The sequence below is a fragment of the Rhizobium metallidurans genome (genome assembly GCF_014196505.1).
GTDB lineage: Bacteria > Pseudomonadota > Alphaproteobacteria > Rhizobiales > Rhizobiaceae > Rhizobium > Rhizobium metallidurans.
On the sequence record NZ_JACIDW010000003.1, the window covers coordinates 86,272 to 112,811 of the forward strand.

At 61.0% G+C, this 26,540-nt stretch carries 30 protein-coding genes and 1 tRNA gene; 17 read left to right on the forward strand and 14 right to left on the reverse strand.

The window, feature by feature from the left end; translation table 11 throughout:
• Positions 1–2: 2 nt before the first annotated feature.
• Both GGQ67_RS07055 and GGQ67_RS07060 read left to right on the forward strand, forming a co-directional pair.
• Positions 3–92, forward strand: a tRNA-Ser gene (locus tag GGQ67_RS07055).
• Positions 93–693: 601 nt separating this feature from the next.
• Positions 694–1,698: a porin gene (locus GGQ67_RS07060; RefSeq protein ID WP_183899489.1), complete on the forward strand. Its 1,005-nt coding sequence runs from the start codon at positions 694–696 to the stop codon at positions 1,696–1,698.
• A 120-nt stretch (positions 1,699–1,818) separates the two neighbouring features.
• On the opposite strand, the gene GGQ67_RS07065 is transcribed toward GGQ67_RS07060, so the two are convergent.
• Complete coding sequence (locus tag GGQ67_RS07065; protein WP_183899490.1) at positions 1,819–2,712, reverse strand: alpha/beta fold hydrolase; 894 nt, start codon at positions 2,710–2,712, stop codon at positions 1,819–1,821.
• 61 nt (positions 2,713–2,773) lie between these two features.
• On the reverse strand, positions 2,774–4,849 hold the full coding sequence (locus tag GGQ67_RS07070) for a lytic transglycosylase domain-containing protein (protein ID WP_183899491.1): 2,076 nt from the start codon (positions 4,847–4,849) through the stop codon (positions 2,774–2,776).
• A 215-nt stretch (positions 4,850–5,064) separates the two neighbouring features.
• Here GGQ67_RS07070 and dapA point away from each other — a divergent pair, with 215 nt between their 5' ends.
• Both dapA and smpB read left to right on the forward strand, forming a co-directional pair.
• Positions 5,065–5,949 carry a 4-hydroxy-tetrahydrodipicolinate synthase gene (gene dapA, locus GGQ67_RS07075; RefSeq protein WP_183899492.1) on the forward strand — a complete coding sequence of 295 codons (885 nt, stop codon included), beginning with the start codon at positions 5,065–5,067 and terminating at the stop codon, positions 5,947–5,949.
• 111 nt (positions 5,950–6,060) lie between these two features.
• Positions 6,061–6,540: an SsrA-binding protein SmpB gene (gene smpB / locus GGQ67_RS07080; protein ID WP_018898818.1), complete on the forward strand. Its 480-nt coding sequence runs from the start codon at positions 6,061–6,063 to the stop codon at positions 6,538–6,540.
• 76 nt (positions 6,541–6,616) lie between these two features.
• Here the strand turns inward: smpB and GGQ67_RS07085 are convergent, their stop codons facing one another.
• A complete protein-coding gene (locus GGQ67_RS07085; RefSeq protein ID WP_112430657.1) occupies positions 6,617–7,198 on the reverse strand; it encodes a LabA-like NYN domain-containing protein in 582 nt (193 codons plus the stop codon).
• 280 nt (positions 7,199–7,478) lie between these two features.
• On the opposite strand from GGQ67_RS07085, the gene rpoZ reads away from it, so the two are divergent.
• From rpoZ to recO, 11 genes are all read left to right on the forward strand, one after another.
• A complete protein-coding gene (gene rpoZ, locus GGQ67_RS07090) occupies positions 7,479–7,877 on the forward strand; it encodes a DNA-directed RNA polymerase subunit omega (protein ID WP_183899493.1) in 399 nt (132 codons plus the stop codon).
• A 100-nt stretch (positions 7,878–7,977) separates the two neighbouring features.
• Entirely contained in the window at positions 7,978–10,224 is a 2,247-nt protein-coding gene (locus GGQ67_RS07095; RefSeq protein WP_183899494.1) for a RelA/SpoT family protein, read from the forward strand.
• 180 nt (positions 10,225–10,404) lie between these two features.
• Positions 10,405–10,554 (forward strand): DUF3563 family protein, encoded by a 150-nt coding sequence (locus tag GGQ67_RS07100; protein WP_112941369.1) that lies wholly within the window; start codon positions 10,405–10,407, stop codon positions 10,552–10,554.
• A 136-nt stretch (positions 10,555–10,690) separates the two neighbouring features.
• On the forward strand, positions 10,691–11,281 hold the full coding sequence (locus tag GGQ67_RS07105) for a DUF2062 domain-containing protein (protein ID WP_183899882.1): 591 nt from the start codon (positions 10,691–10,693) through the stop codon (positions 11,279–11,281).
• On the forward strand, positions 11,278–11,682 hold the full coding sequence (acpS, locus tag GGQ67_RS07110; RefSeq protein ID WP_183899495.1) for a holo-ACP synthase: 405 nt from the start codon (positions 11,278–11,280) through the stop codon (positions 11,680–11,682). The genes GGQ67_RS07105 and acpS overlap by 4 nt, the downstream gene beginning before the upstream one ends.
• A 113-nt stretch (positions 11,683–11,795) precedes the next feature.
• Positions 11,796–12,539: a signal peptidase I gene (lepB, locus tag GGQ67_RS07115; RefSeq protein WP_183899496.1), complete on the forward strand. Its 744-nt coding sequence runs from the start codon at positions 11,796–11,798 to the stop codon at positions 12,537–12,539.
• On the forward strand, positions 12,536–13,255 hold the full coding sequence (gene rnc / locus GGQ67_RS07120) for a ribonuclease III (RefSeq protein ID WP_183899497.1): 720 nt from the start codon (positions 12,536–12,538) through the stop codon (positions 13,253–13,255). Before lepB ends, rnc begins: the two co-directional genes overlap by 4 nt.
• 8 nt (positions 13,256–13,263) lie before the next feature.
• Positions 13,264–14,205, forward strand: coding sequence for a GTPase Era (era, locus tag GGQ67_RS07125; RefSeq protein WP_183899498.1), 942 nt, complete (start codon positions 13,264–13,266; stop codon positions 14,203–14,205).
• Positions 14,206–14,342: 137 nt separating this feature from the next.
• Positions 14,343–15,095 carry a Crp/Fnr family transcriptional regulator gene (locus GGQ67_RS07130; RefSeq protein WP_183899499.1) on the forward strand — a complete coding sequence of 251 codons (753 nt, stop codon included), beginning with the start codon at positions 14,343–14,345 and terminating at the stop codon, positions 15,093–15,095.
• Between the two features lie 181 nt (positions 15,096–15,276).
• On the forward strand, positions 15,277–15,690 hold the full coding sequence (locus GGQ67_RS07135; protein ID WP_425503758.1) for a response regulator: 414 nt from the start codon (positions 15,277–15,279) through the stop codon (positions 15,688–15,690).
• 65 nt (positions 15,691–15,755) lie between these two features.
• On the forward strand, positions 15,756–16,511 hold the full coding sequence (recO, locus tag GGQ67_RS07140) for a DNA repair protein RecO (protein ID WP_183899501.1): 756 nt from the start codon (positions 15,756–15,758) through the stop codon (positions 16,509–16,511).
• Positions 16,512–16,592: 81 nt separating this feature from the next.
• Here recO and GGQ67_RS07145 read toward each other — a convergent pair whose 3' ends face one another.
• From GGQ67_RS07145 to GGQ67_RS07155, 3 genes are all read right to left on the reverse strand, one after another.
• A complete protein-coding gene (locus GGQ67_RS07145; protein ID WP_183899502.1) occupies positions 16,593–17,447 on the reverse strand; it encodes an MOSC domain-containing protein in 855 nt (284 codons plus the stop codon).
• Between the two features lie 11 nt (positions 17,448–17,458).
• Positions 17,459–18,103 (reverse strand): HD domain-containing protein, encoded by a 645-nt coding sequence (locus GGQ67_RS07150; protein WP_183899503.1) that lies wholly within the window; start codon positions 18,101–18,103, stop codon positions 17,459–17,461.
• 66 nt (positions 18,104–18,169) lie between these two features.
• Positions 18,170–20,044, reverse strand: coding sequence for a putative bifunctional diguanylate cyclase/phosphodiesterase (locus GGQ67_RS07155; RefSeq protein WP_183899504.1), 1,875 nt, complete (start codon positions 20,042–20,044; stop codon positions 18,170–18,172).
• A 454-nt stretch (positions 20,045–20,498) separates the two neighbouring features.
• Between GGQ67_RS07155 and GGQ67_RS07160 the strand changes: the two genes are divergently transcribed.
• Positions 20,499–20,810, forward strand: a complete 312-nt coding sequence (locus tag GGQ67_RS07160) for a hypothetical protein (RefSeq protein ID WP_183899505.1) — start codon at positions 20,499–20,501, stop codon at positions 20,808–20,810.
• Between the two features lie 143 nt (positions 20,811–20,953).
• Positions 20,954–21,469 (forward strand): superoxide dismutase family protein, encoded by a 516-nt coding sequence (locus GGQ67_RS07165; protein ID WP_183899506.1) that lies wholly within the window; start codon positions 20,954–20,956, stop codon positions 21,467–21,469.
• 51 nt (positions 21,470–21,520) lie between these two features.
• Here the strand turns inward: GGQ67_RS07165 and GGQ67_RS07170 are convergent, their stop codons facing one another.
• The 8 genes from GGQ67_RS07170 to GGQ67_RS07205 all read right to left on the reverse strand — a co-directional run bounded on the left by GGQ67_RS07170 (position 21,521) and on the right by GGQ67_RS07205 (position 26,461).
• Positions 21,521–22,330, reverse strand: coding sequence for a mechanosensitive ion channel family protein (locus GGQ67_RS07170; protein WP_183899507.1), 810 nt, complete (start codon positions 22,328–22,330; stop codon positions 21,521–21,523).
• A gap of 82 nt (positions 22,331–22,412) precedes the next feature.
• Positions 22,413–22,934 carry a tyrosine phosphatase family protein gene (locus GGQ67_RS07175; RefSeq protein ID WP_183899508.1) on the reverse strand — a complete coding sequence of 174 codons (522 nt, stop codon included), beginning with the start codon at positions 22,932–22,934 and terminating at the stop codon, positions 22,413–22,415.
• Positions 22,931–23,500 carry a YfbR-like 5'-deoxynucleotidase gene (locus tag GGQ67_RS07180; RefSeq protein ID WP_183899883.1) on the reverse strand — a complete coding sequence of 190 codons (570 nt, stop codon included), beginning with the start codon at positions 23,498–23,500 and terminating at the stop codon, positions 22,931–22,933. Before GGQ67_RS07180 ends, GGQ67_RS07175 begins: the two co-directional genes overlap by 4 nt.
• Positions 23,501–23,529: 29 nt before the next feature.
• On the reverse strand, positions 23,530–24,366 hold the full coding sequence (ygfZ, locus tag GGQ67_RS07185) for a CAF17-like 4Fe-4S cluster assembly/insertion protein YgfZ (protein ID WP_183899509.1): 837 nt from the start codon (positions 24,364–24,366) through the stop codon (positions 23,530–23,532).
• 61 nt (positions 24,367–24,427) lie between these two features.
• Complete coding sequence (locus GGQ67_RS07190; protein WP_183899510.1) at positions 24,428–25,165, reverse strand: hypothetical protein; 738 nt, start codon at positions 25,163–25,165, stop codon at positions 24,428–24,430.
• A 13-nt stretch (positions 25,166–25,178) separates the two neighbouring features.
• Positions 25,179–25,436, reverse strand: coding sequence for a hypothetical protein (locus GGQ67_RS07195; protein WP_183899511.1), 258 nt, complete (start codon positions 25,434–25,436; stop codon positions 25,179–25,181).
• A 100-nt stretch (positions 25,437–25,536) separates the two neighbouring features.
• Positions 25,537–25,968, reverse strand: a complete 432-nt coding sequence (locus GGQ67_RS07200) for a TIGR02301 family protein (protein WP_183899512.1) — start codon at positions 25,966–25,968, stop codon at positions 25,537–25,539.
• A gap of 73 nt (positions 25,969–26,041) precedes the next feature.
• The gene (locus GGQ67_RS07205; protein WP_183899513.1) at positions 26,042–26,461 is read right to left on the reverse strand and encodes an NUDIX hydrolase; all 420 of its coding nucleotides are present in this window, start codon (positions 26,459–26,461) and stop codon (positions 26,042–26,044) included.
• Positions 26,462–26,540 lie beyond the last annotated feature (79 nt).

The following is a 26,540-nucleotide window of genomic DNA, read 5'->3' on the forward strand; positions in this document are numbered from 1 at the left end:
CCGGAGAGGTGGCCGAGTGGTCGAAGGCGCTCCCCTGCTAAGGGAGTATACCCGGAAGGGTATCGTGGGTTCGAATCCCATCTTCTCCGCCATCAATCCCGTTGTCCGACCCGGACACCAAATAATCCCTCAATCAAATATTCTCGTGATCTCTATCCACGCGCACGCCGCGATTGCGTCTTCATGCGCTCGACCTTGTCGTCGTGGACATGACGCGACGATGACGGCGCGAGCCAGAATCGCTTTGAGAATCATTCGACGCACGCCAAGCGATTCCACACGGCTGCATTCGCCGATCTGTCATCTGGCTTATTTATTCACCTGCTAAAGTTATGGCTTATCCCACCGAATCTGGCCGGAAAACGGTTCCAATGTGGCACATAACCGTGTTCCGCCCTGCGGCCGAGCAGCACTAAACCCCCGCAAAACCAGGGCTTTCTTAACGAAGTATAAAGAAACGGAATGGCCGCATGTCGTATTTGTGACCTTTCAGCAACAGCGCATACGGAAGGCTGTTGCAAATGCCCCAATCGGACAAGTTGGTGATTGCGTGACAGGCCGGGTCTTGTATTTTCAACTTCGGAAGCGAGGGCGGTTGATCGTCCGACTTCTTGAAACACGGTGACGGGGCAGGGAACGCTGCCAAAACGGCGAAAACCCGGATCCGATCGAAACTTTGAATTGGAGGTCAATATGAACATCAAGAGCCTACTTCTCGGCTCCGCAGCTGCTCTCGCAGTTGTATCCGGTGCTCAGGCTGCTGACGCGATTGTTGCAGCTGAACCGGAAGCAGTAGAATACGTTCGCGTTTGCGACGCATACGGCACCGGCTATTTCTACATCCCGGGCACGGAAACCTGCCTGAAGATCGAAGGCTACGTTCGTTTCCAGGTTAACGCTGGTCCGAACGAAAGCGGCTCGTCTGATTGGGACGCTTTCACGCGTGGTCAGGTTCAGTTCACGGCTAAGAGCGACACCGAGTACGGCCCGCTCACCGGCGTAATCGTTCTTCAGGCTAACGCTGACAACGCCAGCGAGCAGGCAACGATCCTTGACTCGGCTTACATCGACATCGCTGGCTTCCGCGCTGGTCTGTTCTACAGCTGGTGGGACGATGGCCTCTCTGGCGAAACCGACGTTCTCGCAAGCCATGAGACGCTGCATAACTCGATCCGTTATCAGTACGAAAGCGGCGACTTCTACGCCGGCATTTCGGTTGATGAACTCGAAGACTCGATCCACGCTCCGGAAACCGCCAACAACGTTGGCGTTGCTCTCGGCCTCGGCGGCAAGGCCGGCGCGTTCAGCTACCAGCTGATCGGCGGCTACGACACCGACACCGAAGAAGGCGCGATCCGCGGCATGGGCACTGTTGCCATCGGTCCGGGCACGCTCGGTCTGGCAGCTGCTTGGGCCTCCGGTGCCAACGCTTACTACGATGAATCCGAGTGGACCGTTGCTGCTGAATACGCCATCCAGGCAACCGACAAGTTGAAGATCACCCCCGGTGTTCAGTACTTCGGCAGCTACGGCCTTGCTGGCGACGATTTCTCTGACAACGACGCTTGGAAAGTTGGCCTGACGGTTGACTACCAGATCGTAGAAAACTTCTACGCTAAGGCTTCGGTTCAGTACCTGGACGAAGACAATGGCGACGACGTCACGACCGGCTACTTCCGCCTGCAGCGTGCATTCTAATCTGATCTGACTTCGGTCTAATCAGGAAAGCCCGGTTCGCAAGAACCGGGCTTTTTGCATTCATGGCGCTACGCAGAATCTCTAGGAGAGCAGGCCGCCTGAGAGCGGGCTCGGTACTCGTCAGACGGCCGAAAGAAACTCTCTGACGTTCGAGAGGGCCGGCTCCAGATGCAGCAGGGGCGGGTGGCCTTGGCCGGGAACTCTGACGATCTTGAGATCGGGATGTCTGTCGGCCATGGCTGTCAGCGTGTTCTCTGAAAGCAGCGCCGAATTCTCGCCGCGAACGACCATCAAGGGCAGCGGCGCGAAATCCTCATAATGCGCCCAGAGGTCCTTAAGCGGTTTCGTGAAATCGATCGACAGCAACTGTCTGGCGATGGCGGGATCGGCATCGGGCACGAGGTGGCCATCGATCTCGCGATAGATCGCCGCCGCCATCTCCGCCCAGTCGTCATTTGAGAGGGCAGGGAAGTCGGCGCCATGCCGCAGTTTCAGCAACGTCACCGCCTCTTGCATGTCGCGCGGCAGCCGTGCCCCGTTGAGATCGTCGCGAATCTTCATCAAGCCGTCGGCCTCGATGACCGGGCCGATATCGTTGAGAACGGCCGCTGCCATCAGGCCCGGCTTCATTACGGCGAGCAGATGAAGGATGAGGCCGCCGCGCGACGTGCCGATGAAGGCGGCGCGGTCGATGTTCAAGAATGCGCAGGCGTCGATAACGTCCTGGGCTTCCACGGCGAGATTATAATTGGCCTTGTTCCCGTCCCGGTCTGAAAGCCCGCGCCCACGGTAATCGAGCGCGATCACCCGCCTCGCGGAAAGCGGATCGCACGAGAGAACCAGTGCCAGCGCATGAAAATCGCGTGAATTCCGTGTAAGGCCGGGGAGGCAGATCACCGGCAACCGGCCGTCGGTTACAGCAGGACCGGGATCATAGTCACGCAGATACAGCGTCAGGCCATCTCCAGAAATGTAGGTCCGGTCCTGAAAGGCTTTGTTGTTCGTATCGTGCATCGTCTCTCCTCGCCTTGACGAGCAGAGACTAGCCTCCGGCGGGCCGGTCGGCAAACATTGACTAGGATGCGGTGCGGCCGCCGATCAGGTCGCGCTCGATGCTGGCGGGTTGGCCAAGCCGTGCCTTGTAGACCTGGTAGTTTTCCATCACCCGCTGCACATAGTTGCGCGTCTCGGGGAAGGGGATGCGCTCGATCCAGTCGACGACGGCATCGATCGACTTGCCGCGCGGATCGCCATAGCGCTCGATCCATTCGGGAACACGCCGCGGTCCGGCATTGTAGGCGATGAAGGTCATGATGTAGGAGCCGCCGAACGCGTCGATCTGCTCGCCGAGATAATGCGCGCCGAGCGTTGCATTGTATCCGGCGTCCGTGGTGAGCTTGTCCTGGGAGTAGGCGATGTTGAAGCGCTTCGCGACGGCTTTGGCGGTTCCCGGCAGGATCTGCAGCAGGCCGCGCGCGTCGGCCGCCGAAATCGCGGCCGGGTTGAAGGCGCTTTCCTGCCGGGCGATCGCATAGGCGAGCGCCTTGCCGGAGCCCGAGATGTTGGCGGTGCCCGGAATGACGCCGATCGGAAAGGCAAGCGCCGCGACGTCGATGCCGCGCGCATAGGCGCTCTTGCCGATCTGCAGCGAGAGCTGATGGTTGCCGGTGCGCTCGGCCTGCGCGGCGAGGATCGCCAGTTCGCCCGGGCTCTGCATCTGTTCGCCAAGCGCAAGATAGAGCGCATTGGCGCGCCATCCGTGGCCGGCCGCATCGAGCCGCGCGATGGCTTGCACCGCCTCGCGCTGCTGGTATCGCTCGCGGTCGGCCGAACTCGGCGAGGGGTAGCTGACATTGATGGCCTTGCGGCCCAGCTTCTCGCCGGCAAGCTGGCCGTAGAAGGTCGTCGAATAGTTCGCGGCCTTGGCGTAGAACTCGGCGGCCTTGCCGCCGCCACCCGCTTCGGCCGAGCGTCCCATCCAGTACCAGGCGCGTGAGACCGAAATCGGACCGCTGGACACGTCGAGAATCCTGCGGAAATGCGCTTGCGCCGTCGCTGGATCCTTCAAGCCGCGCAACGCGTACCAACCCGAATGGAATTCGGCCTCGACGATATCGGTCGGCGTCGCCGCCGCGTACTTCGAAACGATGCTGTAGGCGAGCTTGAACTGGCCCTGGTCCACCAGCCCGCGGCTGATGATCCGCTGCTCGTTCCACCATTCGCCGGCATTGACGAGTTCGCCGCGCTCGCGCGGCATCTGCTGCAGAAGCTTGGCGGCCTCCACATACTTGTCCTGCTTGCGCAGATATTCGATACGCGCGAAGAGATAGCCGGGATCGCCGCTCCACTTGCCGTCGACGCCAGCCAGAAGCGCGCCCGCGTTCGGCGCCTTGTTGGTGACGGCTTCCCAGGCCTTGAAGAGCGACTGCGCCTGCCCGAGATCGCCGAACCGCTTCGCCTGGGCGGTACGGTTGCGGTACATCAGATATTCCATGCGCGCCTTGTGATCGGCAACGGTGAGAAGGCCGGCGAATTCGGCGAGGATCTTGTCCTCCATCGGCTTGTCCAGTGTCTCGCCGCGCCAGACCTTGCGCATGTATTTCGCGGCCTGCGCCTGCTTGCCGGTCGCCACGAGCGCGCGCGACAAGATCATCGCGCCGGATGTCGTTTCCGGAGCCGTTTCGCCGAAGGCGGCGAGAACGGCGGAGGGAGACGGATTTTCATCGTAGAGCGCGCGCTCCGAATAGGGGCGCAGCTTGGCAAGCCCCGGCCAGCCGCTCAGCTCTCTGGCGGCGGTCGCGATCTCGACCGATGGCACGCCTTTCTGGCCGGAAACCACGATCGCCCAGGTCAGAATGTGGCGGTCGAGCGTACCCTGGCGCATGCTATCGCGGATCGAAATCGCCTGCATCGGGTTCCTGTTGGAGAGCGCGTCGAGCCCGGCCTTCAGGTCGCTGTTGACGGGCGCAACCGCCTGGGCGCGCGGAATGGAGCCCGTGATGATCGAGGCTGGCGAAGACGTTTGCGGCAGATATCCCAACGGCTTCACGTTTGGAACGGGGACGTCTTCGCCGGGAAGCTGCGCGGCAAACGTGCTCCATGGGCCGGCCGTCAGGCCGAGCACGGATAGGATCAGAACAGCTCTCTTCATCAGGGACACTCGCAATGGAAACGCGTCCATCCATTTGCTGGGACGTGGGTTAACGAAACCTTACCGAAGCCGTTCAAATTCATTCACATTTGCGATTGGAATTTGTTGCAACAAAGCTCTGCGCGCTTGTCGGACCCATTTTGCCGAACTATGGTGCCCTCCTCATATTAAAGGAATGCGGCCGAAGCATGGATTGCGGCCGTAAGGAGTTCTGAATGTTCCAGGGGTCTATTCCCGCACTCGTCACGCCTTTCACCGATTCCGGCCTTGTCGATGAAGCGGCCTTCGCCGCCCATGCCGACTGGCAGATCAAGGAAGGCAGCAGCGGTCTCGTTCCCGTCGGAACGACCGGCGAATCCCCGACCCTGTCGCATGCCGAGCACAAACGCGTCGTCGAGCTCTGTATCGAGGCTGCCGCCAAGCGGGTTCCCGTCATGGCTGGCGCCGGCTCCAACAACACCCGCGAAGCCGTCGAGCTTGCCCAGCATGCCGAAAAGGCCGGCGCCGATGCCGTTCTGGTCGTCACACCCTACTATAACAAGCCGACGCAGAAGGGTCTCTATGCCCATTTCGCGGCGGTCGCCGAAGCCATCAAGCTGCCGATCTACATCTATAATATTCCGGGCCGCTCCGTCATCGACATGACGCCGGAAACCATGGGCGCGCTTGCCAAGGCCTATGGCAATATCGTCGGCGTCAAGGATGCCACCGGCAAGATCGAGCGCGTGTCCGAGCAGCGCATCACCTGCGGCAAGGATTTCCGCCAGCTCTCCGGCGAAGACGCGACCGCGCTCGGCTTCAACGCCCACGGCGGCGTCGGTTGCATTTCTGTCACGGCCAATGTCGCCCCGCGCCTTTGTGCGGAGTTTCAGGCCGCGACGCTGGCTGGCGATTTCGCCAAGGCGCTTGAATATCAGGACCGCCTCATGCCGTTGCACAAGGCGATCTTCCTGGAGCCGGGCCTCTGCGGCGCCAAATACGGCCTGTCGAAGATCCGTGGCATGAACCGCACGGTCCGCTCGCCGCTCGTCTCCTCGCTGGAGGCAGGCACGGAAGCCGCGCTCGACGCCGCGCTGCGCCACGCCGGCCTTCTGAACTGATAGCCTGCTGAACTGACGAAACGCGCGGCCTTCACAAAGATGGGCCGCGCCTCTACATAAAGCCGTAAGTGCGGGCGCGGATATCGCGCCCCCGAGAAATTGGAATTTGTCATGGCCCCCAAAGGCAGCCAGCGCGTCGTCAAGAAGATCGTCGCCGAAAACCGCAAGGCGCGCTACAACTACGAGATCGTCGATACCTATGAGGCGGGCTTGGTGCTGATGGGCACCGAGGTCAAGTCGTTGCGCGAAGGCAAGGCCAATATCGCCGAATCCTACGCATCGGACGAGGGCGGCGAGATCTGGCTGATCAATTCCTATCTTCCGGAATATCTGCAGGCCAACCGCTTCAACCACGAGCCTCGCCGCCGCCGCAAGCTCTTGCTGTCCGGCCGCGAGATCAACCGTCTGCGTGCCGGCATCAACCGCGAAGGCATGACGCTCATCCCGTTGAAGATCTATTTCAACGATCGCGGTCGCGCGAAGATGGAACTGGCGCTCGCCAAGGGCAAGAAGCTGCACGACAAGCGCGAGTCTGAAAAAGAGCGCGATTGGAACCGGCAGAAGAGCCGGCTTCTCAAGGATAACGGCTGATTGGAGCCTGAATCAAAACCGCGGCAACTGCCGCGGTTTTCTTTTCGAGCGTTGTAACTCCTAGCTTTCGAAAACTCTAGCTCTCGAAGTCGCTGGATGCCGCGGGCTCCACCGGGCGGGCAGGGCGCTCCGAGGGGTCGCGGCCGATTTCGCTCTTCAGGGACAAGAGGTCGATGAAGTGATCGGCCTGGCGGCGCAGATCGTCGGCGATCATCGGCGGCTGTGTCGCCATGGTCGAGATGATCGAGACCTTCCGGCCCCTGCGCTGCAGCGCCTCGACCAGCGTAGTGAAGTCGCCGTCGCCGGAGAAGATCACCAGGTGATCGACCGTTTCCGACTGCTCCATGGCATCGATCGCGAGTTCGATATCCATGTTGCCCTTGATCTTGCGGCGGCCCATGGAGTCGGTGAACTCCTTGGCCGGCTTGGTCACCACCTTGTAGCCGTTGTAATCGAGCCAGTCGATCAGCGGGCGGATCGAGGAATATTCCTGATCCTCGATCAGCGCGGTGTAATAGTAGGCGCGCAGCAGATAGCCGCGCTTTTGGAAGGCTTTCAGGAGTTTTCTGTAGTCGATGTCAAAGCCCAGGCTCTTGGACGCCGCATAGAGATTGGCGCCATCGATGAAGAGTGCAATTTTTTCTCGCGGGTCGAACATCGCGTACCAATCCACTTTGAGTAATCTAAAATTCGGCTGCGGATACCCCAGAAAAACAATGGGTTACCCGAAAAATCAGAACAATTCTTACTTTATGAACTATTCATATAAGTCAGATTTAGGGCAGGATTCGACATATTCCAAGCAACTTTTAGTGGAAACCTCTAAAATTAGAAAGTTCCCACAGGCTCGAACGGGCCCTTCACTAAAAACTTGAATTCGCCTGCTTTTAATTGTATCGCCGTGCTAATCCCGAGATCCCGACCGTAAAGGACAGGCAATGGCCCGTGTCACAGTAGAAGATTGCATTGACAAAGTTGAGAACCGCTTCGAGCTGGTTCTGCTTGCCAGCCACCGTGCCCGGCTGATTTCCCAGGGCGCATCGATCACCATCGATCGCGACAACGACAAGAACCCGGTCGTCGCCCTTCGCGAGATCGCCGACGAGATGCTGTCTCCCGACGACCTGAAGGAAGATCTGATCCATTCGCTGCAGAAGCATGTCGAAGTCGACGAGCCCGAGCCCGATCCGGCAAGCCTCATCGCCACCGCGGCTGCCGCCGATGGCGAAGAGCAGGACGATGCTCCGGAGACGATCACCTTCGACCAGATGTCGGAAGAAGAGCTTCTGGCCGGTATCGAAGGCCTCGTGCCGCCGGAAAAGAGCGACGATTACTAATCGTCAATCTTGCGCCATTATTGCTTCGGCATATGATTGAGTATCACGTGCGCCAATCTGTGATTGGCGCGCTTTTCTTTTGTAATGGAGTGGTTTCGGCATGATGCGGCAGTACGAGCTCGTGGAGCGGGTTCAGAAATACAAGCCCGACGCCAACGAAGCCCTGCTCAACAAAGCCTATGTCTACGCCATGCAGAAGCATGGGCAACAGAAGCGGGCAAGCGGCGACCCTTATATCTCGCACCCGCTCGAAGTCGCCGCCATCCTGACCGACATGCATCTCGACGAGTCGACCATCGCGGTCGCCCTGCTCCACGACACGATCGAGGACACCACCGCGACCCGCGCCGAGATCGATGAGCTCTTCGGCGAGGATATCGGCCGCCTGGTCGAAGGCCTGACCAAGATCAAGAAGCTCGATCTCGTCACCAAGAAGGCCAAGCAGGCCGAGAACCTGCGCAAGCTGCTGCTCGCCATCTCCGACGACGTGCGCGTGCTCCTGGTCAAGCTGGCCGACCGCCTGCACAACATGCGCACCCTCGACCACATGTCGCCGGAAAAGCGCGCCCGCATTTCCGAGGAGACGATGGATATCTACGCGCCGCTCGCCGGCCGCATGGGTATGCAGGATATGCGTGAGGAGCTGGAGGACCTGTCCTTCCGCCACATCAACCCCGAGGCCTACGACACCGTCACCAAGCGGCTCGAGGAGCTGTCGCGACGCAATGAAGGCCTGGTCAAGAAGATCGAGACCGAGCTGCGCGACCTGCTCGTCGCCAACGGCCTGACCAATGCCTACGTCAAGGGTCGCCAGAAGAAGCCTTATTCCGTCTTTCGCAAGATGCAGTCGAAGTCGCTCTCCTTCGAGCAGCTGTCGGATGTCTATGGCTTCCGCATCATCGTCGACGACATTCCCTCCTGTTATCGCGGCCTCGGCATCGTCCACACCCGCTGGCGCGTCGTCCCCGGCCGCTTCAAGGACTATATCTCGACGCCGAAGCAGAACGATTATCGTTCGCTGCACACCACCATCGTCGGCCCGTCGAGCCAGCGCATCGAGCTGCAGATCCGCACCAAGCGCATGCACGAGATCGCCGAGTTCGGTATCGCCGCCCACACGCTCTACAAGGACGGCGCGATGAATGGCGATGGCGACATCCTCTCGCGCGAATCCAACGCCTATTCCTGGCTTCGCCACACCATCGAGGCGCTGGCCGAGGGCGACAGCCCGGAAGAGTTTCTGGAGCACACCAAGCTTGAACTGTTCCAGGACCAGGTCTTCTGCTTCACGCCAAAGGGCAAGCTGATCGCCCTGCCGCGCGGCGCGACCCCGATCGACTTCGCCTACGCTGTTCACACCAACATCGGCGACACCACGGTTGGCGCCAAGATCAACGGCCGCATCATGCCGCTCGTCACCCGCCTTGCGAATGGCGACGAGGTCGAGATCATCCGCTCCGGCGTGCAGGTGCCGCCGGCGGCCTGGGAAGAGATCGTCGTGACGGGTAAGGCGCGCGCCGCCATCCGCCGCGCCACCCGCATGGCCATCCGCAAGCAATATGCCGGCCTCGGCCACCGCATTCTCGAGCGCACCTTCGACCGCGCCGGCAAGGTCTTCTCCCGCGAAGCGATGAAGCCCGCGCTGCACCGTCTCGGCCAGAAGGATGTCGAGGACGCGATTGCCTCCGTCGGCCGTGGCGAGATGTCGTCGCTCGACGTGCTGCGCGCCGTCTACCCCGATCACCAGGAAGAACGCATCACCTCGAAGCCCTCGGGCGACGATGGATGGTTCAACGTCCGCAGCGCCACCGGCATGATCTTCAAGATCCCGGACAAGAGGAAGGCCGGCGAGCACGCCGCGAGCGGCCTTGACGCGCTCGGCGACGCCGAGTCCGTGCCGATCCGTGGCATATCGAGCAATATCGACGTGCAGTTCGCGCCGACTGGTGCGGTCCCCGGCGATCGCATCGTCGGTATCACCAACACGACCGAGAACGCCAAGGGCATCACGATCTACCCGATCCAGTCGCCCGTGCTGCAGCGCTTCGACGAACAGCCCGATCGCTGGATCGATGTGCGCTGGGATCTGGACGAGGCCAACAAGTCGCGCTTCATGGCCCGCATCCTCGTCAACGCGTTGAACGAGCCCGGCACGCTCGCCAAGCTTGCCCGCACCGTCGCCGATGTCGACGTCAACATCCGCGTCTTGAACACGGTTCGCGTTGCCACCGACTTCACCGAGATGGCGCTGGACGTCGAGGTTTGGGATCTTCGTCAGCTGAATCAATTGCTTGCGCAGTTAACGGAGCTCGATTGCATTGCGACCGTTCGCAGACTTTACGAGTAAAACGGGCGCACTTGCACTCTGGTTGCACATTATGTGATCGTTTTGTGGTCAGATTGTCGCAGATAAAGGGCAAGGTATGCATTTTACGCATGGCTGACTGAGAGTTAGAGCGTTGGTAAAAGCGCTCCGCGCCGCCTATCTTCTGGTCATCGACAAGTGACTGAAAGAAGAGGCATCAAAATGTTTACACCGATCAAGAAGTTCGCTCGTGCCCTGCGCGCTCCGAGTGCTGAAGAACGCGAAACCGCGTACCTGAATGGTTCGTTCGACCGCATCGATCTGGAATACCGTCAGCGTCAGGTTGACCGTGGTCTGTTCCGTACCCGTTAATCGGCTATCGGATTTGCAAGTGGGAAGGGGCGTTTGAGTTACGCCCCGGTGGATACTCGGCCGGCGCACATCAAATAGCGGTCGAGGTGGTCTGGCACTCTTGTCAGGCCTGTGCGGCATGCACTACATACGCGCCATGTTATTTCGTCGTCGGAAACCCGCTGGATTTCGTGAGAAGCTGCGTGAGCTGCTTTGGCCACGAAAGGGATTCCTGAGACCGCCGCGCTATCTGGTTATGCGCGTGCTGCGCCTGAGGGCGTCGCCATATGCGGTGGCTATTGGCGTTGCGGCGGGAGCATTCGTCTCCTGGACACCGTTCGTCGGCGTCCATTTCGTCATGGCTTTCATTCTCACCTATTTTTTCTCCGGCAACATGGTGGCCGCGGCTCTCGGCTGCGCGGCCTTTGGCAACCCGCTGACTTACCCGTTCATCTGGGGAACGACCTGGGAAATCGGGCGGCTGCTTTTGAGCGGCGACAATACGATGCAGGGCAACACGGTCGATCTTCCCGCGCTCCTGCACGAGCTCCACTTCAGCGAGCTGTGGCGTCCGGTGCTGGAGCCGATGCTGATCGGGTCGCTGCCGCCGGCAATCGTCACCGCCTTGGCGATGTATTTCGCGACATTCTACACTGTCCGGGGCTTCCAGGGACGCCGCCGTGCCCGCCTGATCGAGCGCGCGCGCCTGCGCGTCGCCGATCCCGTTTCGCTTGAGGAGACAGTATGATCATTGGCATCGGCAGCGATCTCATCGACATCAGGCGCGTCGAGAAATCCCTCGAGCGCTTCGGTGAACGCTTCACCAACCGTTGCTTCACCGAGATTGAACAGCAGAAATCCGACCGCCGCGCCAACCGCGCCGCCTCCTACGCCAAGCGTTTCGCCGCCAAGGAAGCCTGTTCGAAGGCATTGGGTACCGGTATCGCCCAGGGTGTGTTCTGGAAGGATATGGGCGTCGTCAATCTCCCGAGCGGCAAGCCGACGATGAAGCTGACCGGCGGCGCCGGCGAGATTTTGCAGAAGATGTTGCCCGAGGGGCACCGCGCCGCCATCCATTTGACAATTACCGATGATTATCCCTTGGCACAGGCCTTCGTGATCATCGAGGCACTGCCGCTGAGCAACTGATCGTTACATCTCGGGCTTTTAATGTTCGTGGCATTGCCGCAATCAGCCGAAGCCGCTACACAGAACAGATTAAAGACTTGCGCCGTTTTGGCGCTCTGAAGGAATAGAACTGCGTGTCCGAAAAAGTTCAAGCCAAGCCTAACGCCCTCTGGGAGAACATCAAGGTCATCGTCCAGGCATTGGTCTTGGCGATGGTGATCCGCACGGTCCTGTTCCAGCCCTTCACCATTCCCTCCGGCTCGATGATGCCGACGCTTCTGGTTGGCGACTATATCTTCGTCAACAAGTTCGCTTACGGCTATTCCAAATACTCGTTGCCGTTCTCGCCGAACCTGTTCAGCGGCCGCATCTTCGCAAGCGAGCCCAAGCGCGGCGACGTCGTCGTCTTCCGCTTCCCGCCGAACCCCGAAGTCGATTACATCAAGCGTCTCGTCGGCCTTCCCGGCGACCGCATCCAGGTGACCGATGGCGTGCTTTTCGTGAACGGCAAGGCTGTTCCGAAGGTGCAGGACGGCACGTTCAACTCAGACTACGCACAGGATCCGGGCCAGGACGTTCCGGTGTTCCGCGAAACCCTGGATAATGGCGTGACCTACGACACGCTCGACCAGTCGCCGGTTTCGCGCGGCGACAACACGCGCGAGTTCATCGTCCCCGAAGGCAGCTACTTCATGATGGGCGACAATCGCGACAACTCGCTCGACAGCCGCTTCGATGTCGGCTTCGTGCCGGCCGAGAATCTCGTCGGTCGCGCCAGCGTCATCTTCTTCTCGCTCGGTAACGACACCTCTTTCCGCGAAATCTGGAAGTGGCCTTCCAACATGCGTTGGGATCGGTTGTTCAAGGGCGTTGAATGAGCAAGTCGCCGACGCTTTCGGCGGCCGACCGAACAAAGCTCGAGGCGCTGATCGGTCACGTTTTCGCCGAGAAGGAGCGCCTGGATCGCGCGCTGACCCACGCCAGCGCCCGTACCCAGAAGGGCGGCAACTACGAGCGGCTTGAGTTTCTTGGCGACCGGGTGCTCGGCCTGTGTGTCGCCGAGATGCTTTTCAGGACCTTCGGCGCGGCATCGGAAGGCGAACTCTCCGTACGCCTGAACCAGCTGGTTAGCGCCGACACCTGCGCCGAAGTGGCCGACGAACTCGGCCTGCATCTTTATATCCGCACCGGCGCCGACGTGAAGAAGCTCACCGGCAAGCGCATGATGAACGTCCGCGCCGACGTCGTCGAAAGCCTGATCGCCGCGATCTATCTCGACGCCGGCCTCGAGGTCGCGCGCCGCTTCATCGTGAAGTATTGGGAAAAGCGCGCGGTGCGCGCCGATGGCGCCCGACGCGACGCCAAGACGGAATTGCAGGAATGGTCGCATGCCAAATTCGGCGTGACGCCAAACTACCGGGTTGAAGAACGCACCGGACCGGATCATGATCCGCGCTTCACGGTGACGGTCGAAGTCGCCGGTGTGAAGCCGGAAACGGGCGTCGAGCGCTCCAAGCGTGCCGCCGAGCAGGTGGCCGCGACGAAGATGCTCGAACGCGAAGGCATTTGGCAGAAATCGTCTGCCGGAAATTGACGGGAACAATGACCGAAGAACACGACATCGCGGGTAGCGCCGCCGAACCCGCTGGCCCGACGCATTCCGGCTTCGTCGCCCTGATCGGGCCGACCAATGCCGGCAAGTCGACCTTGCTGAACCGCCTGGTCGGCGCCAAGGTATCGATCGTCAGCCACAAGGTGCAGACGACCCGCGCCGTCATCCGCGGCATCGCCACCCATGACAACGCCCAGATCGTCTTCATGGACACGCCTGGTATCTTCAAGCCGCGCCGCCGGCTGGATCGCGCCATGGTGACCTCCGCCTGGGGTGGCGCCAAGGACGCGGATATCATCATGCTCCTGATCGACAGCGAGCGTGGGTTGCGCGGCGATGCCGAGAAGATCCTCGAGAGCCTGAAGGACGTGCCGCAGCGCAAGATCCTCGCTCTCAACAAGATCGACCGCGTCAAGCGCGAGGATCTGCTGGCGCTGGCCTCGGCCGCCAACGAATACGTCGCTTTCGACCAGACCTTCATGATCTCGGCCGAAAACGGTTCGGGCTGTGACGACGTCATGGACTATCTCGCCAAGACGCTTCCCGAGGGGCCGTGGTATTATCCGGAAGACCAGATTTCCGATCTGCCGATGCGCCAGCTGGCTGCGGAAATCACCCGCGAGAAGCTTTTTCTGCGCCTGCATCAGGAGCTTCCCTATGCCTCGCATGTCGAGACGGAGAAATGGGAAGAGCGCAAGGATGGATCGGTTCGCATCGAACAGGTGATCTACGTCGAGCGCGATAGCCAGAAGAAGATAGCGCTCGGCAAGAACGGCGAGGCGATCAAGGCGATCTCCACCGCATCGCGCAAGGAATTGTCCGAAATCCTCGAGCAGACCGTGCATCTCTTCCTCTTCGTGAAGGTGCGCGAGAACTGGGGCGACGATCCCGAGCGCTTCCGCGAAATGGGCCTGGAATTCCCGCGCCAGTAAGTGGGCCAGCCACCGCGCAAGTTACTCGTTTCCTTGCAAAAATCTGGAGATCGAGGGAACAAAATACGAAGTGACGAGTTCTTTAAAAGCGGCGTCCCGATTTCGGGGCGCCGCTTTTTCTGGATTATGGGACACGCATGGCGACATCACGGCCGACGCATTCGTTCAAGACACCCTGCGAACAGTGTCCCTTGCGGCCGCTGCCGCATTTTCGTGAGTTCACCGGCGACGAACTGGGCTTCATTTCAAAGTTCAAGAAGGGCGAACTGGCGGCTGATGCCGGCGCGACGATCCTTGTGGAAGGGGCGCACAGCGCCCACCTGTTCACGGTTCTGACCGGCTGGGGGTTCCGCTACAAGGCGCTTGAGGACGGTCGGCGCCAGATCCTGAACTACATCATGCCCGGTGATCTGATCGGCCTGCAGGGCACCATCATGGGCGAGATGCAGCACTCGATCGAGGCCTTGTCGCCGGTTTCGCTCTGCGTCTTCGAGCGCGACAAGCTGATGACGCTCTACAACAAGCACCCGTCGCTCGCCTTCGACATTACCTGGATGGCGGCGCAGGAGGAGCGGATGCTCGATGAGCACCTCTTGAGCATTGGCCGCCGGACGGCGCTCGAGCGCGCCGCCTATCTGATCGCCTTCCTGTATCAGCGCGGCAAGCAGCTCAATCTCTTCAATGGCCATAGCGCCATCCCGATCACCCAGCAGCATATCGCCGATACGCTCGGCCTTTCGATCGTGCACACGAACAAGACCTTGAAAAAGCTCGCCGCACGCAAACTCATCCGCTGGCAGGAGCGCGCCTGCGAGGTGCTGGACGGCGAGACGCTCGCGAAGATCGCCGGCTGGGACGGACTGGACGACAAGGTTCGCCCATTTCTTTAGCGGTTCTATCTATGTCTTTTTTAAATGCAAATTTTCAGGTCGGCTCATAATGTCCAGCACGAGTCATTCTTGTGTCGAGATTCTCAAATATCGACCGGGACTGAAAAAGCGGCTATGCAAGCATAGGCGGCGTGAACTTTTCGGCTGAAGGCCGTGGGTTGTCAGGGGTGGAAATGCGGTTTTGGGATACAGGGTGCGTCTATGGCGGCGCACGGAAAAGGGCTTTGTGATCATGGTCGCGAGACGTGTTCTGGTTCTCGAGGATAGCTTGATCATCGCGATGGAGGCGGAAGACATTCTGCGCGCCGTCGGTGTCGAGACCATCGACATTTGCAACAGCGTCGAGCAGGCAAATGAGGCGATCCTGGTCGACAGCTATGATTTCGCTTTGCTTGACGTCAATCTCGGCGAGGTCATGAGCTTCGATTTCGCCCGTCGTGTCGCCGTCGCCGGAATTCCTTTCGGCTTCGTCAGTGGCTACTCGGATACGCTGGATTTTCCCGAAGACCTTCAAGACAGGCCGCTTCTCGTCAAGCCGTTCGACGAGGACGCGATGCGCGACTTCCTGCGCCGGCTTTTCCCCTCCGAGACCTGATAGGCTTTCATGACAGGGCTCCCACCATGCGCTAGGATAACGCGTGGTCGGAAGGTCGATTTGTAATGCAGTGGCAAGGTCGTGCAATCATTCTTGGCGTTCGGCGCCATGGCGAGACAAGCGTCATCACCGAGGTGATGACGCCGGATCGTGGCCGACACCTGGGCATGGTGCGATCCGGACGTTCGCGCGCCATGCAGCCAGTGCTGCAGCCCGGCAATGAGGTCGAGGTCACCTGGCGCGCCCGTCTGGACGAGCATATGGGCGAGTTCCGGGTCGAACCCGTCACCTTGCGCGCCGCCCGCCTGATGGAAACGGCGACCGCGGTCTACGGCGTTCAGGCGATGGGCGCCTTGCTCAGGCTTCTGCCGGAGCGCGATCCGCATCCGCATCTCTTCGAGGCGCTGGAAGTCATTCTCGACAATCTCGACAACCCGGCCGATGCAGGCGAATTGTTCGTTCGCTTCGAGCTCGCCGTGCTCAACGATCTAGGCTTCGGGCTCGATCTCGGTGAATGTGCCGCAACGGGCAGCCGCGCCGATCTTGCCTACGTCTCGCCGAAGTCGGGTCGCGCGGTGAGCCGCGCTGCAGGGGCGCCCTGGGCCGACAGGATGTTCGCCCTGCCGTCGTTTCTCTCCGTGGAAAAGCGCCAGGCCGCCGATTTCGACAGCCTGTCCGAAGCATTTCGCCTGACGGCCTTCTTCCTGCATCGCCATGTCTACGAGCCGCGCGGCCTGGAACCGTCGACGGCGCGCGAAGGCTTCGTGCATGCGGCGTTGAAGGCGCTGAAACCAGCCGCCGCCATATCGGGTGACGTATAGGCCTAAAGCTCGTCGCGCAAAATCGTGCAGCGGTTTTGCAGCACCGGCATGCGGCAAGACAAGGGTTCTAATAAGCCAACGTCACGCCCGCTTGCGCACCTTGAACGCCCATCCATCAGGCCGCTCGTCGAGAACCTTCACCGTATCGCCGATCGCGATAGCACCGTCCGCGCGCGGCGTGACGTTCCAGCCGAACAAGGGGCCGGGGACGCGCCTGTCGGCCGACATGCGGATGCGACCCATGGCCGGCATCGGGTTCGCGACCTCGCGAGAGCCTGTCTGCTGGTCCTGCGTCGTCATGATGCAACGCGCGCACGGCTTCACCAGGTCGAAGCGGATGCCGCCGATCTCGATTGCCGCCCAGCGGTCCTCCGGCCAGGCTTCGTCCGTGTCGATGACGATATTCGGCCGGAACCGCTCCATCCCGACGCTGCCTTCGCCATGCGCCTCGATATCGGCATTGAGCGCCTTCAGTGATCCGGTCGTGGTCACCAGGATCTGGTAGCCGTCCGCGAATGTCACCGGCGTGCCGTCGCCCGCCCATTCGGCGTTCGCCGTCCGGTCGGCGTCCTCGTCGAAAAATACGAACTTGAGCTCCCGGCCGAGCCAGCGCGACAACACCGCGTTCGATTGGTCGTCGGCGACCGCGGCATTGACGATCGACCGCCAGATCGAGACATCGATGCGCCGGCTGCCATCGGGCAGGGGAACGAACAGGCTCTCCCCGCTCATGCCGAGCCGGAAGCCGGATGCCTCGCGCTGAACGTCGAGCCGCGCCAGATCCGTCAGTTCGCGCTGGGTGATGAAGCTCCCATCCGGATTGACCAGCATCGCGCGCCGGTCGCCGGGAAGGCCGAAGGCATCGATCTCCGTGCTTTGAAGCGCGATGCCACGGGCGCTCTTGAGCGGATAGATGAAGAGATCGCGGACGCGCATATGTGATACTCCTAGATTTCGTCCATGAAGGCGTCGAGAAAGTCCCGCAGCCTCTTGTCGCGCTCGGCCGCGAGCGCGCGCCCGGCGGCCGTCTTGAACCCGTCGGCCAGTTTGAACAGTTTCGTCTGGAAATGGTCGATCACATAACGCCGGTCGTCAAGCGGGCGGTCGTTTCCAGCAGGATCGAGCGGGTCGTAGAGCGAGGACGCCATGCGCCCGCCGATATAAAAGCAGCGGCCCGCGCCGACCATGCCGATTGCATCCAGCCGGTCGGCATCCTGCAGGATCTTCGCTTCCAGCGTTTCGGGCTCGATATTCACCGAGAAGCTGTGGGTGAGGATCGCGTGGGCGACGGCGGCGATATCCTCCTTCGACCATCCAAGGTCCGCAAGCACGCCGGAAGCCTTCTCGGCGGCAAGCGCGGATGCCCGGGCTCTCAGCGGTGAGCTCTTTTCGACGGCCACGCAATCATGCAGCAACACGGCGGCGGCAAGCGTCCGCCCGTTTCCGCCTTCGCTTGCCTGGATGCGCATCGCGTTCTTGAAGACCCTGAGGATGTGCGCGAGATCATGCGAACCGTCATCGCCCTCGTGCGAGTGCGGTATCAGCGCTTCGGCAAGCGTTTCAAAGGGGCGGAAGGCCTGAGCCTCTTTCATGTGCGCACCAGGAATAGACAGAGACCGCCTCTCTTAGATCGAGCGGCGACGAGTCGCAATGCGATGTCACATTGCCCGCACCTTGCCGGTCGGCCGCGACCGCGCAAGCAACTGCGGCACATCGAATGCCGGGCGAGGCGAGCTGATATGATAGCCCTGGATTTCGTCGCAGGCCTCCTGCGCCAGCAGATCGTGCTGTTGCTCCGATTCCACCCCCTCAACGGTGACGCGCATGCCGAGCGCGTCGCCGAGCAGAATGATGGCGCGCATGATCGCGAAGGCTTCCTTGTTGTCGACGATGTCGTTGACGAAGGATTTGTCGATCTTGATCTTGTCGAACGGAAAGCTGCTGAGATAGCTGAGCGACGAATAGCCGGTGCCGAAATCGTCCATGGAGATGCGGATGCCACGCTGGCGAAGCGCATGCAGGATCGGCAACACCTCGTCGCGGTTCTCCATCAGAACGCTCTCGGTGATCTCGATCTCCAGCCGGCCGGGAGAGAGCTGCGAAAGCGCAAGGGCCTTGGACACGTCGTCCATGAGGTCGCCCGACGTGAACTGGATGGCGGAAACATTGACGGCGACCTTGATGCCGTCAGGCCATGTCGCTGCGTCCAGGCACGCGCGCCTCAGGACCCACCGGCCGATCTCGACGATAAGGCCGACCTCCTCGGCCAGCGGAATGAACTCCATCGGCGCGATCCGCCCGCGGGTCGGGTGGTTCCAGCGCAGCAGGGCTTCGAAACCGCAGATGCGCCGTTCGGCCATGTCGTAAAGTGGTTGATAGTGGAGCTCGAATTCCTCGCTGTGGATCGCCTTGCGCAGGTCCGCCTCAAGCGCCCGTCGCGATTCGAGCTGTGCTTCCATCTCCGAGGTGAAGAAGCGCTCGCCGCGTCTGCCGCCGCTCTTGGCGTGAGACAGCGCCACGCCGGCGTGTTTCAGAAGCAGCTCCGTCTCGATGCCATCCTTGGGACAGATGGCGATCCCCATGGAGACGCTGAGTTCGACGGCCTTTTCGCCACGAAAGAAGGGTGCCGAGAGCTCCCGCCGGATTTGTTCGGCGAGTGCCATCACGTTCCACGGCTGCTCGCGTCCGTTTTGGAGAATGGCGAATTCATCGGAGCCAAGGCGTGCCAGAATATTGCTCTTGCCCGCAAGCGCCCGCAGCCGATCGGCCACCTGCCGCAAGATCTCGTCGCCGGCCGAAACGCCGAGCGTGTTGTTGACCGACTTGAAGCGATCGAGATTGAGGTGAACGAGCGCGATGTGATCGGTGGGCTTGCGCGCGGCAAGCGCGGCGTCCAGCTGATCCCGGAACCGGAGGCGATTGGGAAGGCCGGTGAGGGGGTCGTGATGCGCCAGAAACGCGATGCGTTCGGCAGCCTTCCGGTCGTCGGTGATGTCGGCATGAATGGAGATGTTGCTACCGTCAGGAAGGACCGTGACGACGCTCTGAACGATGCGTCCGTCATTCATCACCCACTCACGGCGACGGATATGTCCGCCATCGGAGCGGCTTTCGCGCGTGGCTGCTCTCGACCCCGGCGTCTCCAGGCCGTCGATCTTCGCGATCAGCGAGCCGATCGACGTCCCCGCCCGCGTATCGTCGGCGTCCAGCCCAAACAACTCCTGAAAGCGAATATTGGAGACGACGAGCGTCTGATCCGAATCGAAGATGCACAGGCCGAGCGGCAGGTGATTGAGGACGATTTCGAGCAGGCGGCTCTGCTCGGCAAGGTTTCGATTCGCCTGACTGAGGACGACTTGAAGCGCTTCGTTCTCCTCGATAGCCCGGTTGGCGTGGCGTTCCAGGCCGCCGATACTGCGAGCCTGCTCGCGGTACGTGTCGAGGACAAGCTTGATCAGCCGCTGCCCGTCGGCGGTGCCGTCGTCGTTGAGCGATGCCGCGCATTGGCGCCTGAAGAGCGCTTCAGCTTCCATGGCCAATCATCTCCGCCGCCGATGAGGGCACGAGCATGCCGGACAAACTGACTTTCTGGATGCTGGGATCCCGTGCGATACACGCGACATACAAAGACATTCCTGAAGCGTTTTAAAACAAGAAAAATATGCAATCTAAGGTTGATATCGTATCGTAAACCTAACGAACATAATCCTTTGGTCGCATTAATATTTGGTTCTCGTCGAAACAAATATAGAAATAGCGCTATATTAATCAATGCCTTTCGCGCTTTAAACGACAAGCGCGCCGGTGCCGCTTCGCACAAAAATCGCGAGTGCCGAAAAAAGTCAGACTTTGTCAATCATGGTTAATGGGGCATTAACAAGTTATTGACCGACCCGCCAAATCAGTTTATCCACCGCCTTAGTTCTGATTTTTCCCTATTCGTATTGCGTACAAACATCATCGGTAATGCGGTGAACGGAGGTTTGTATGAGCCGTATTTCGTCTGCACTTGATACGTCCTACGCGTATCTCGGTACTCTTTCGAGATTGGATTCCAACAGTGACGGCGTGTTGAGCCGGAGTGAGCGTGCGGCTGATGAGAAGCCGGGGATCCTGTCCGTTGTAAGCCAGTCTCAGGGCACCCAGGAAGCACCAAAGCTGTCGAATGGCGTCCTTGCATTCATGATGGGAGCACGCCAGTCCGGCACTCTCAATTCCGGCAATGAAGGCCAGGCCAACATGGCCAATGTTCTCTACAAGAACACCTATGGCCAGTACGATCTCGACATCGCGTCCTGATCGCTTGCTCTTGGATCGATCAAACAGGAAGCCGGCCGTTTGGTCGGCTTTTTCTTTGTCCTCCTTCCCGCAAAACACGGTCTGCCGGGAACACCGACACGGCGCATGCGTTTGTGAGAGAGTGCTAAAAGGAGGGCAGCGGGATGAAACGGCTTCTATTCTTAACACTGACGACCGTCGCGGCGCTGACGACATCAGCCGTCGCGCAAGACAAGCAGACGGCCTCGGCCAATTTCGCCGGCGCCGATGGCAAGGACAATGGTCGCGCCGCACTGACGGCCTCGGCCACGGGCGGCGTTCTGATAGAGTTGGAAGTGTCTGGCCTGCCGGCAAACAAGTGGGTGGGCTTCCACGTCCATGAAACCGGCAAGTGCGATGCCGCGACCCATCACGAATCCGCGGGCAAGCACTTCAATCCCACCAAGGCGGAGCATGGTCTGCTCGCCGCCAAGGGTCCGCATGCGGGCGATATGCCCAACCAATATGTCGGGCAGGACGGAGTGCTGAGGGCGCAGGTCTTCGACGGGATGGTGACGCTCGATGGCAAGGACAACGGCATCCGCGGCCGCGCCCTGATGATCCACGAAAACTCGGACGACTATCGCAGTCAGCCGGCCGGCGATGCCGGCGCGCGGCTAGCCTGCGCCGTCATCAAATAGCTTTTACCCTGTCGCTTTGATATCTGGCGGTCGCCGGTCTGGCGGCCGCCTTTACAGAATGGGAAGCCCCTTCTCGTCGAAGCTGGCCTTCATCCGGCTGATGATGTCGCGGCGCACGTCTTCCCATTCGCCGGTCTTTACCCAATAGCGCAGCATCAGCGTGATCTTGTCCGACGTCACGGCGTCGATATAGGTTTTCGGCTGCGGCGACTTCTCCACCCGCGAATCGGCCTGGGCGATATCCGTCAGCATCTTGATCGCCAGATCCACATCGTCGCCGGCACGAACATTGATCATCAGGTCGTTCTTGCGCGTCTTCTCGCGGCTGTAATTGGTGATCGGCGTGTTCCAGAGGGTCGAATTCGGCGCCAGCAGATAGAGCCCGTCGGCGGTGCGAAGCTCAGTGGCGAAGAGGCCGATTTCACGCACCGTGCCGGCGACAGTGGCTGTCGCGATATACTCGCCGACGCGGAACGGCCGCAGCACCAGAAGCATGATGCCCGCCGCGATATTCTGCAGCGTGCCCTGCAACGCAAGACCGATGGCGAGACCCGCCGCGCCGAGCGCTGCGATGATCGAGGCCGTCTGTACGCCGAACTGGCCGAGCACGGTGATGAAGACAAGGATCAGCAACGCATAGTGCAGGACATTGGTGAAAAACCGCGCCAGCGTCTCGTCGATGCCGCGTACCCGCGAAATGCCTTCGAATGCCCAGCGGCTGACGAAGCTCGCCATCACCCAACCCAATATCAACAGGATGAGCGCGCCAAGTATGGAGAAAGAATATTGCACCGCAAGAGCGCTTGCCTGGCTCAAGGCCGTCCGGGTTGCCAGGATTGCGTCTGTTGCTTGTTGTTCCATGATCTCGCCAAATATTTGAAATGATTATCGGTTGACCTGCGTAGATGGGACAGAAGGCAGGCGCGTCAACCGTTTAAAACCGTCAAGCTTCTTCCAGCGCAAGCACGAAGGGTGCGTTTCCATCCGCGTCGGCACCACGGCCGATCCCCTTGATCGCCTTTACCAGCCGCCCATCGCGGCCAAGCATCGCGTCGCCGATCTCGATGATTCGCATGTTCGGCGTGGCGTATGGCGAGGCCGCGCGCAGACGCCGCGCCAGCGCCTCTTCGCTCTGATCCGGCTTCAGTGACAAGGCCACGACCACGGCGGCGGCGGGCGAACGCGATACCCCCATCCAGCAATGAACGATGAGCGGCGCCCTCTGATCCCAATGCGCCGCGAAGTCGATGATATCCCGGACATGCGTTTCATCCGGGGCCACGAGATCGCCCGTACCCTTGAAGGCGATGTCGTTCATGTGGAGCAGCAGATGCCGGTGCGCCTGGATGACCGCCGGGCGATGGAAGCTTTGCTCCTTCGCCATCAGGCTGATCATTTCGCGAGCGCGGTGCCGCACGGCCATTTCGGCGATGCGGGTGAGCGGGGCGACGACGATCGATGTCATGGCTTCCCCCGCATGCCGTCGATAGCGGCGAAGCGCTCGCAGAACAGCCGCTGCGCTTCCGTAGCCGGCAGGGGCGTCAGGAGAAGCATCTCCCTGGTGATGCCGCGCGGCTGGCCGAAGAGCTTCTGCGCCTCGCTGGCGCTGAAGCCCGCGAGCTGCGAGGCCTCGAAATAAGCCGCGATCGTATCGGCCTTCTTGATGTTGTCCTTGAGTTCGCGCGACGGGTGGGGCGGCAGTCCGAACCGCAGGTTGATCGCCGCCTCCAGCCGCTTCTCCACCGTCTTGTAGCCGCCGCCGACCACGGACTTGAACGGCGAGATCATGTCGCCGATCACATATTCGGGCGCATCGTGCAAAAGCGCCATCAGGCATTGCTCCGGCGTGGCCTCGTTCAGCCGCCGAAAGATGTCCTCGACCACCAGGCTGTGTTGCGCGACCGAAAAGGCGTGATCGCCCGAGGTCTGCCCATTCCAGCGCGCGACGCGCGCCAGGCCGTGGGCGATATCGCTCACCTCGACATCGAGAGGCGAGGGGTCGAGCAGATCGAGCCTTCGTCCGGAAAGCATGCGTTGCCAGGCGCGGGGAGCCTTCGTCGTCAAGCGCTGGCCTCGTCGGAGCCGGCCGGAAAGACGAGCGCCGACCACACCGGCAGCGCCACGGTGACGGTGACGTCGCCGGCGAGGAGCGGCGTGTCCGATGACATGGCGTCACCGGCGCGATCGATCCTGACGATGGCGAGCCCGCTATGCCCCGTAACGGAGCCGAGCGTGCCGATCGGCTTGCCATTGGCGGTGATCTCCGTGCCCGAAGCAGGGAGCGGTTCTGTGCTGCTGACGGTCACGACGCGCCGGCGTGCCGTGCCGCGGTGCTGCATGCGCGAAACGACCTCCTGGCCGACATAGCAGCCCTTCTTGAAGGAGAGTCCGCCGTTCAGGTCCATCAGCACGTCATGTGGAAAGGCATCCTGCAAGGCGTAGTCGGAGCCGGAAACGGCGATGCCATGGGCGGCGCGCAAGGCGTCGTAGAGGGTGATGTCGTCGCCGCCGTGCTGGCCTGGGCGACGAAACACGTCGATGCCTGCCTTGGCGAAGCGGCTGTCCCGGAAGCCTTCGGCGGGCGCCGCGTCCCAGGAAACGGTGACGCCGCTGCCTTCGGCGGTAAGCGCCACCGCGGCGCGAAGCTTGTACATCGTCAGCCGCTTCGTCAGCGCCTCGCGCTGCCCTTCGTCGGTCTCGATGATGAAGTCGTCGCCATCGCGCCAGATCATGAAGTCGAACAGGATCTTGCCCTGCGGCGTCAGCAATGCGCCGGGGCGCGCTTCGGTCGCGTCGAGCGAGACGATATCGGTGGTGATCAGGTTATGCAGAAAGGACTGAGCCTCGGCGCCGCTCACCCTGATGAGCGCGCGATCGTTCAGAAATACGGCTGGCATGGGCGCACCTGTCGCGTTGTTATCGCTCAGAAGTATGTCGTCGGAGCGGGGATCGCAAGCATCAGTCGCCGGCGGTGAAGAACTTCCATTTTCCGTCAGGAGTGATGCCGAGACGGTAGAAATTATAGCCGCCGAATTCCTGCATGTCGGCGAGATCACCCGCGGTGACGATTCGCAACAGTTCGACCCGCTCGGGTGGTGTCAGCTTCTTCAGGTCCTTGTCGGCGAAATACGGCCAGACATACATCTCGTCGGCCGTGCCCTGGCCAGAATGCACGAATCCCGTCGAGATGATGTCGAGAATGATCGCCAGGATCTCATTGCCGTCAGGGTCGCCGGAGATGTCCTTCAGTGTCCGGATCGGATCGTCGGTCGCTTCGCCGACGCTGACTTGTGTCTGTGTCGCGCCGGTACCGAACAGCGGGCGCAACCGCTCGAGGTCACCTGATGCCGCGGCTTCGACGATCTGCTCGCGCATACGGCGGACCGGCTCGGGCACCTTGCTGATATCGTAGAGAACGTCGACCGGCTTCGAGCCGTCCTGCGCGCCCGGCGTGGTGTCGGGGCTCTGGCCCGCGGGCTTGCTGATGACGGGTCCGGGCGAGGGGACGCCTGATGACGCGTCCGGCGCGCTTGGCGGCTTGTCGGTGGAGGTGCCGTCGGAAACGCCCGGCGTCTTCTGCAGCTCCGAAAGCGCGAAGGCGGATGGGGCGCCCATAAGGCTGCTGGCACCGAGGCTGATTGCAAGCAAAAACGGCGCGATGGCAGGCCGCGAAGCATTCTTCATATCGGTGCGCATGAAACTCTCTGTGTTATTGCAGGATGCGGGTCGGAGAAAACTCTCCGGCCAACATGCGTTCTCGCAACGATTCCAGCAAGGCTTCCGCGTTCTTTTCGCCGTGCAGCCGAATGGTTTCGCGAAGCGCGTGAATGATCGCCGTGTCGGCGATGATCTCGGGTTCGATACCGTCGGCCATGCCGTCGGCCCAGGCTTCGTTATGGTACTCCAGCGCCGCCTGCATCTTTTCGTGGACGATCATGTCGTCGATGTCGTTGAGGCTCGGTTCCATTAGCTTTTCCTCGAACTGCATGCCTTACTGTCTGGTTAACAACACTATCAGCCTTTTCCCAAAACGACACGTCCCGCAGTGAAAAGAGGTTAATTTATCGTTAATTTCCAAAGCGTGACGTAATTTCGGTGGCAAGTGTTGCGCCTTCGTTACGGTAGCGCTCTTCTGCCACGATCGCCGCTGGTGTGCAATCGGTATAAACGGAGGCGAAGGCGCGGTATCCGCGATTGAACGCTGCTGTCAGTTTCTCTTTTCTGCCCGGCTCGTCTTTCGTTTCAGAATCAAGCAGTTGCTGCATTCGCGCCCGCCATTCCTCGCCGTTCCGCGCCTTGCAGAGCGTTCTGAGATAATGCACCGATCCCAGCACCTCGGCCAACCGGCCAAGCCGGTCGTCGTAGGGAACGGTGACGTCTTTTGGCGCAACCGGCTCGTCGGGTACAGCCGTCACCGGCCCCTGTGCCGAGACGAATGTCGGCGCCGCCGACAAGACGCCAAGAACAAAACACAACAAGACGCGGCGAATAGGAATCATGTGAGTATTGGACACCCAGAAGGTGGCGGCGACAAGGTGCGGGGTCGCCTTTCCCCTTGCTTATTGCCCTTCCTTATTCCCTGGCGACCGCCAGCCGTTCGGCGCATTCGAGCACGCTCTGCGGTGTCGGCAGCCGGCGAATCTCGTCCACGGTGAACCAGCCGAGCGCGACCGCGTCGTCGGCCGCCACCGCGACGGTATCGGCGTCGGCCTCGACGCGAAAAACGGAGAGATGGAAGTGGCTGGTGAGGCGCCCGTCGGCGCCGTGCTGTTTCAGGTCGTAGGTGGCGAAGATCTCGGGATTGCGGGCTTGGATGCCCGTCTCCTCCTCGAATTCGCGCAACGCGGTCTGATCGGGCGTTTCCCCGGGCTCCGCCCTGCCGCCGGGAAAGGCGTACATGTCCGCCGATGGCGGATTGCGCCTGAGCACCAGCAGGAACCGTCCGTCGCGCTCGAGAATCGCGGAAGATGCAGCAGTCGGGGAAGAAGTCATCAGAAAGGCCGTTTGTTGCTTGCCGGTGATCGCTGTCGCATGCCTATCTCAACCGCGAAGAAAGTGTGATCCCAGCGAT

Coding starts and splice junctions, on each gene's coding strand:
- GGQ67_RS07070 (WP_183899491.1), bottom strand. CDS start 4,849: ATGAAGAGAGCTGTTCTGATCCTATCCGTGCTCGGCCTGACGGCCGGC.
- era (WP_183899498.1), top strand. CDS start 13,264: ATGACCGAAGAACACGACATCGCGGGTAGCGCCGCCGAACCCGCTGGC.
- recO (WP_183899501.1), top strand. CDS start 15,756: ATGCAGTGGCAAGGTCGTGCAATCATTCTTGGCGTTCGGCGCCATGGC.
- GGQ67_RS07200 (WP_183899512.1), bottom strand. CDS start 25,968: ATGATTCCTATTCGCCGCGTCTTGTTGTGTTTTGTTCTTGGCGTCTTG.
- acpS (WP_183899495.1), top strand. CDS start 11,278: ATGATCATTGGCATCGGCAGCGATCTCATCGACATCAGGCGCGTCGAG.
- GGQ67_RS07175 (WP_183899508.1), bottom strand. CDS start 22,934: ATGACATCGATCGTCGTCGCCCCGCTCACCCGCATCGCCGAAATGGCC.
- GGQ67_RS07155 (WP_183899504.1), bottom strand. CDS start 20,044: ATGGAAGCTGAAGCGCTCTTCAGGCGCCAATGCGCGGCATCGCTCAAC.
- GGQ67_RS07205 (WP_183899513.1), bottom strand. CDS start 26,461: ATGACTTCTTCCCCGACTGCTGCATCTTCCGCGATTCTCGAGCGCGAC.
- dapA (WP_183899492.1), top strand. CDS start 5,065: ATGTTCCAGGGGTCTATTCCCGCACTCGTCACGCCTTTCACCGATTCC.
- GGQ67_RS07095 (WP_183899494.1), top strand. CDS start 7,978: ATGATGCGGCAGTACGAGCTCGTGGAGCGGGTTCAGAAATACAAGCCC.
- GGQ67_RS07190 (WP_183899510.1), bottom strand. CDS start 25,165: ATGCGCACCGATATGAAGAATGCTTCGCGGCCTGCCATCGCGCCGTTT.
- GGQ67_RS07160 (WP_183899505.1), top strand. CDS start 20,499: ATGAGCCGTATTTCGTCTGCACTTGATACGTCCTACGCGTATCTCGGT.
- GGQ67_RS07085 (WP_112430657.1), bottom strand. CDS start 7,198: ATGTTCGACCCGCGAGAAAAAATTGCACTCTTCATCGATGGCGCCAAT.
- GGQ67_RS07145 (WP_183899502.1), bottom strand. CDS start 17,447: ATGCGCGTCCGCGATCTCTTCATCTATCCGCTCAAGAGCGCCCGTGGC.
- GGQ67_RS07060 (WP_183899489.1), top strand. CDS start 694: ATGAACATCAAGAGCCTACTTCTCGGCTCCGCAGCTGCTCTCGCAGTT.
- GGQ67_RS07180 (WP_183899883.1), bottom strand. CDS start 23,500: ATGCTTTCCGGACGAAGGCTCGATCTGCTCGACCCCTCGCCTCTCGAT.
- rnc (WP_183899497.1), top strand. CDS start 12,536: ATGAGCAAGTCGCCGACGCTTTCGGCGGCCGACCGAACAAAGCTCGAG.
- GGQ67_RS07130 (WP_183899499.1), top strand. CDS start 14,343: ATGGCGACATCACGGCCGACGCATTCGTTCAAGACACCCTGCGAACAG.
- GGQ67_RS07170 (WP_183899507.1), bottom strand. CDS start 22,330: ATGGAACAACAAGCAACAGACGCAATCCTGGCAACCCGGACGGCCTTG.
- ygfZ (WP_183899509.1), bottom strand. CDS start 24,366: ATGCCAGCCGTATTTCTGAACGATCGCGCGCTCATCAGGGTGAGCGGC.
- GGQ67_RS07165 (WP_183899506.1), top strand. CDS start 20,954: ATGAAACGGCTTCTATTCTTAACACTGACGACCGTCGCGGCGCTGACG.
- GGQ67_RS07105 (WP_183899882.1), top strand. CDS start 10,691: ATGTTATTTCGTCGTCGGAAACCCGCTGGATTTCGTGAGAAGCTGCGT.
- GGQ67_RS07065 (WP_183899490.1), bottom strand. CDS start 2,712: ATGCACGATACGAACAACAAAGCCTTTCAGGACCGGACCTACATTTCT.
- rpoZ (WP_183899493.1), top strand. CDS start 7,479: ATGGCCCGTGTCACAGTAGAAGATTGCATTGACAAAGTTGAGAACCGC.
- GGQ67_RS07100 (WP_112941369.1), top strand. CDS start 10,405: ATGTTTACACCGATCAAGAAGTTCGCTCGTGCCCTGCGCGCTCCGAGT.
- smpB (WP_018898818.1), top strand. CDS start 6,061: ATGGCCCCCAAAGGCAGCCAGCGCGTCGTCAAGAAGATCGTCGCCGAA.
- GGQ67_RS07195 (WP_183899511.1), bottom strand. CDS start 25,436: ATGGAACCGAGCCTCAACGACATCGACGACATGATCGTCCACGAAAAG.
- GGQ67_RS07150 (WP_183899503.1), bottom strand. CDS start 18,103: ATGAAAGAGGCTCAGGCCTTCCGCCCCTTTGAAACGCTTGCCGAAGCG.